Annotated in this window: 4 protein-coding genes; 3 read left to right on the top strand and 1 reads right to left on the bottom strand. The window is 73.0% G+C overall.

Translation table 11 applies throughout. The features are described 5' to 3' along the window. The first annotated feature begins 322 nt into the window (after positions 1–322). The 3 genes from infB to secD all read left to right on the top strand — a co-directional run bounded on the left by infB (position 323) and on the right by secD (position 4,821). Positions 323–2,173, top strand: a complete 1,851-nt coding sequence (gene infB / locus RI554_10385) for a translation initiation factor IF-2 (GenBank protein MDR9392422.1) — start codon at positions 323–325, stop codon at positions 2,171–2,173. Beyond that, positions 2,173–2,535: a hypothetical protein gene (locus tag RI554_10380; protein ID MDR9392421.1), complete on the top strand. Its 363-nt coding sequence runs from the start codon at positions 2,173–2,175 to the stop codon at positions 2,533–2,535. Before infB ends, RI554_10380 begins: the two co-directional genes overlap by 1 nt. A gap of 87 nt (positions 2,536–2,622) precedes the next feature. Further along, entirely contained in the window at positions 2,623–4,821 is a 2,199-nt protein-coding gene (gene secD / locus RI554_10375; GenBank protein ID MDR9392420.1) for a protein translocase subunit SecD, read from the top strand. Positions 4,822–4,902: 81 nt separating this feature from the next. Here secD and RI554_10370 read toward each other — a convergent pair whose 3' ends face one another. Next, positions 4,903–5,325 (bottom strand): hypothetical protein, encoded by a 423-nt coding sequence (locus RI554_10370; protein MDR9392419.1) that lies wholly within the window; start codon positions 5,323–5,325, stop codon positions 4,903–4,905. Positions 5,326–5,456: the final 131 nt, after the last annotated feature.

Here is a 5,456-nt window from a genome sequence, read left to right as displayed (position 1 = left end):
GGTCGACGGCGACGCCGAACCGACCGAGGACGAGGAGACGGCCTGAGTGCCGGGCCGCCGCGGACACGTTCCCCTGCGCCGTTGCGTGCGCTGCCGCACGCGCGCGCCGAAGGCGACGCTGGTTCGCGTCGCGCGGGGGGCGGACGGTGCGTGGCGGCTGGACCCGACCGGTACCGCGGGCGGCCGCGGGGCGTGGCTCTGCGCGCGGTGCGCGCAGGAGGCGAACGAAAAGGACTTGAAGCGTGCCTTCCGCGCGTCGGCGGCCGAGGTGGCCGCCGCCCTCGAGGCGCAGAGCATCGACCGACCCGCACGGGAGGGATGAATGGCGAACAAGATTCGGATCTACCAACTCGCGAAGGACCTGGGGCTCGAGAACAAGGAGCTGTTGGCGGTCCTCGACGACCTGGGCGTCGCGTACAAGTCGCACGCCAGCTCGCTGGAGGCCGACGTCGCGGAGACGGTGACGGAGTACGTCGCCGCCCAGGGGGACGGCGACGCCGCCCCCACCGAAGCGGCGCCCAGCGACGCGACCGCCGACCCGCCGGCCCCCGAGACGCCGGCCGCCGAGCCGGAGGCCACCGAACCCGAGGCCACCGAATCCGAGGCCACCGAACCCGACGCCACCGCGCCGGACGCCACCGCGGACGCGGGGCGCGCCGACCGGCCGCTGCGCGCGCCGGTCGTGACCGTCATGGGGCACGTCGATCACGGCAAGACCAGCCTGCTGGACTACGTGCGTAAGACGCGCGTCGCGGCGAAGGAGGCGGGCGGCATCACGCAACACATCGGGGCGTACGTCGCCGACACCGCGCACGGGCCGATCACGTTCCTCGACACGCCCGGGCACGAGGCGTTCACCGCCATCCGGCAGCGCGGCGCCGGCGCGACCGACATCGCCGTCATCGTCGTCGCCGCCGACGACTCGTTGATGCCGCAGACGCGCGAAGCGATCGCGCACGCCCGCGCGGCGGGCGTGCCGATGATCATCGCGATCAACAAGATCGACCTCCCGAACGCCCAACCGGACAAGGTCAAGCAGGACCTCATGCAGGTCGAGCTGGTGCCCGAGGAGTTCGGGGGCGACACCATCACCGTGCCGATCAGCGCCGTCACCGGCGACGGGATCCCCGACCTGCTCGAGATGATCGCCCTCGTCGCCGAACTCGAGGACCTCCGCGCCGACCCGCAGGGGGCGGCGCGCGGCGTCGTGATCGAATCGATCCTCGACAAGCAGGCGGGCGTGCTCGCCACCGTCCTCGTGCAGGAGGGCACCCTACGCGTCGGGGACGCCATCGTGTCCGGGGAGGCGTGGGCGAAGATCCGCCGCCTCACCGACCACACCGGCGCGACCCTGAAGGAGGCCGGCCCGTCGGTCCCGGTGCAGGTGCTGGGCTTCTCCAGCCAACCGGCGGCCGGCGCCGACGTCGAGGCGGTCGAGAGCGACGCCGAAGCACGCCGCCTCACCCAGGAACGCGCCGACGCGCGCGAGACCGAGGAACGCGAAGCGATCGGCCGCAAGGACCTCACCCTCGCCGACCTGTTCGGCAAGGCGCGCGTCACGACGCTGCCGATCATCCTCCGGGCCGACACGCAGGGCACGCTGGAAGCGATCCGCGGCGTCCTGGAGAAGGAGTCGGAGGCGGCCGAGGAGGTCGAGCTGGACATCATGCTCGCCGACGTCGGGGCGCCCACCGAATCCGACCTGTTGTTGGCCTCCACCGCCGACGCGCAGGTCATCGCGTTCGGCGTGAACCCGCCCGGCAGCGTCAAGAAGTCCGCGGAGCGGCAGGGCATCCCCCTCAAGAGCTACAAGATCATCTACCAACTCATCGAGGACGTCCAGCGCCTCATTCGCGGGCAGATCGAACCGGAGTACGAGGAGAAGGTCATCGGTCACGCCGAGGTCCGAGCCGTCATCCAGGTCCCGCGGAGCGGCACGATCGCGGGGTCGTACGTCACCGACGGGCAGTTGCGCCGCAACGCCAAGGCGCGCATCACCCGCGGCGGCAAGGAGGTCTACAAGGGCTCCATCGCCGGCCTGAAACGCTTCAAGGACGACGTCCGCGAGGTCGGGCAGGGCTTCGAGTGCGGGGTGAACCTGCAGAACTACGACAACGTCCAGGAGGGCGACGTCATCGAAGCGTACGAGATGGTGGAAGTCCCGGTCGTCTGATGTCGGGCGCGGCCGCCGCGAACGCCCCCGCCCCCCACCGCCTCGCCGCGGTGGGGGTGACGCTGGCGCTCGCGGCGGCCCTCACGGTCACCGGCGTTCCGTGGCGCGTCGCGCCCCCGAGCGACGGCGCGCCCCCCCGGCCCGCCGTCGGGCTTCCCGGCCACGGCGACGACCTCGCCTGGCGCGCGACCCCCGCCCCCGCCGCCCCCTCGGGGGCGGCGGCCGGCGCCTTCGCGCTCGCCCTCGGTGGGCTGGCGCTCCGCACCGTCCGCACCCCCCTGCGGGCGCGGCGGGGCCGCACCAGCGTGCGGGCCGGCCGCGCCCAACGCTGGTTCGCGCGCCGCCTCCTCGACGGGGGGTGAGGCGAGCCGGGCGCCCGCACGTCGCCGGCGCCCGACCTCGTCGCCCTCCCCCCCACGCCGCATCCCTCCCCCCCCTCGAGGAGCCCCATGACGCAACGCACCCTCACCGGCTTCGCCTTCGCGATCGCCGTCCTCGCCTCCCTCTGGTACCTGCTGCAACCGCTCGGCGGCACCGACGCGCCCCTGAAGCTCGGGCTCGACCTGCAGGGCGGCCTGCGGGTCGTGCTGGAGTCGGACACGCCCGAACCCGCCCCCGAGGACCTACGGACCGCCCGCAACATCGTCGAGAACCGCGTCAACGAGTTCGGCGTCGCCGAACCCCTGATCCAAACGAGCGGCGGCAACCGCATCGTCGTCGAGCTGCCCGGCCTCACGTCGGAGGACCAGGACCGCGCGCTGGACCTCATCGGGCAACAGGCGATCCTCGAGTTCGCCCTCGTCCGCGAGGCCGCGAACGACCTGCCGACGACGTCGCTGACCCTCGACGACCTCGAGGCGCCCGCCTTCACCGGCGAGATCGTGCGCGACGCGACCGCCGACTTCGATCGGTCGGGCGGCGCGGCGCTCGGTCCCGCGGTCTTCTTCGAGATCGGTCGCGAGGCCGCCGGCGACTTCGGGGACTTCACCGGCGCGAACACCGGCCGCCGGATGGCGATCGTCCTCGACGGCAGCATCATCACCGCCCCGACGCTGCAGTCGCGCATCAGCGACTCCGGCCAGATCACCGGCATCGGGTCGCTGGACGAAGCGACCGACATCGCGTTGGTGCTGCGCAGCGGCAGCCTCCCGATCGAACTGTCGGTGCAGGAGGTCCGCGCGATCGGCCCGACCCTCGGGGCGGACTCGATCGCGGCCGGCCGCACCGCGGCGTTCCTCGGGGGGGCCGGCGTCCTGATCGCCATCCTCGCGTACTACGGGGTGCTGTTCGGTGGGGTCCTGGCGTTCGGCATCGGCCTGGCGATGCTGTTCGTGTTCGGCGTCCTGGCCGGCCTCGGGGCCGCCCTGACGCTGCCCGGCCTCGCCGGCCTCGTGTTGACGATCGGCGCGGCGGTCGACGGCAACGTCATCAGCTTCGAACGCATCAAGGAGGAGATGCGCGAGGGGCACGGCCTGCGCCTCTCCATGAAGCGCGGCTTCGGCAACTCGCTGTCCGCCATCGTCGACGCGAACGTCACGACCCTCCTCGCCGCCGGCGCGCTCTACCAGTACACGAGCGGTGCCGTGCGCGGCTTCGCGATCACCCTCGCGATCGGCATCCTCGCGGCGGTCTTCGTCAACGTCGTGATCGTGCCGTGGATCCTCGATTTGGCGACGACGCGCATCAAGCGCTCCTACCTACCGCGCGGCTTCTACGTGCAGGGCGTCCGCATCCGCTTCGTCCGGCGCGCCCTCGTCGTCGTCGGCACCTCGGGCCTGCTCGCCGTCGCCTCCGTCGCGACGATCGGGACGCAGGGGCTGCGCTTCTCGACCGACTTCACGGGCGGCACCTCGATGCTGCTGCAGGGCGAGGGCCCCCTCGCCATTCCCGACGTCCGCGACGCCATCGACGCCCTCGGCTACGACGGCATCCGCGGCGACGCGGCGACGGTCGTCGAGGTCACCGACGACACGATCGGCGACCACCTGCTCAGCGTCCGCGCGCCGCTGGTGGAGACCGACGGCGTCGCGGAACGCTTCCCGAACGACTTGGCGGACGCGGTGAACGCGTCGCTCCTGTCCGCGGACTTCGTCGGGCCGTCGGTCGGCGCGGACCTGCGTCGCGGCGCGCTCTACGCGATCGGGGTGGCGCTCGTCGCGATCCTCGCGTACGTCACGTGGCGCTTCTGGCCGACCTGGATCGTCGCGATCGCCGCCATCCTCGCGGCCCTGCACGACGTCGCCATCACCCTCGGGGTGGTGCACCTGACCGGCGCGGACTTCTCGATTCCGGTGTTGGCGGCGTTGTTGTTCGTCGTCGGCTACAGCCTGAACGACTCGATCATCATCGCCGACCGGATCCGCGAGAACCTCCGCAAGACCCGCGACCGGAGTTACGAGGGGATCGTGGACCTGTCGGTCAACCAGACGCTCGCGCGGACCCTGGTGACGTCCGGCACGACCCTCGTGCCGGTGCTGGCGTTGCTGCTGTTCGGTGGGAGCGTCCTCCGGGACTTCTCCCTCACGCTGCTGATCGGCATCGGCGTCGGGACGTTCTCCAGCATCTTCATCCTCTCGCCGCTCGTCGTGTGGTTCAAAGGCAAGCAACGCGAAGCGGCGAAGCGCGCCGCCGCCGCCGCGAACGGCTGACGCCCGCCGCGCAGCGACGCGTTCGCGGGGACGGGGGGCGCCGTGCGGCGCCCCCCGTCCCCGTCGGTGCGTGCACGCCGCTCAACCGTCGTCGGTCGGCCCAGTCGCCGGCTCGCGCCACTCGAGCTGCCGCACGTAGCGTCCCCCCCACGACACGACCACCCGCCAGCGTCCCTCCCGGAGGGACCCGACGTCGTCGGGGACCGCCAGGGCGACGGCGCGCCCGGCGTCGTCCGCGTCCAACCAGACGCTGGCGGAGGCCACCTCGAACCCGGCGGGCGGGAACCACTGCACCGCCAACCAGCCGTCGCGGGGCACCTCCCGCACCGTGAAGCGCAGCACCGGTCGGGCCTCCACCCGCTCGAGGCGGGCGTCGGCGATGCGGAGGCGCGGCGGGATGTCCGGGAGCTCCGCCGGGACCGGCGGCACGAACAACGGCGTACAGCCCCCCAGCAGGATGACGCTCGCGAGCAGGGCCGCGACACCGCGCGCGACGCCCCTCACGACGTCCCTCGCGCCGCCCTTCACGACGCCCCCTCCGCCAACGCGAGGGCGGCGAACGCCACCGGCGCCGTTTCGGCGCGCAGGATGCGCGGCCCGAACCGGACGCGCCGCGCCCCCTCCGCCGCGAGCGC

This window comes from Trueperaceae bacterium, from assembly GCA_031581195.1.
GTDB lineage: Bacteria > Deinococcota > Deinococci > Deinococcales > Trueperaceae > SLSQ01.
Note: the sequence above shows the minus strand (reverse complement) of the source record. Positions and strands in the feature narration are given on the sequence as shown.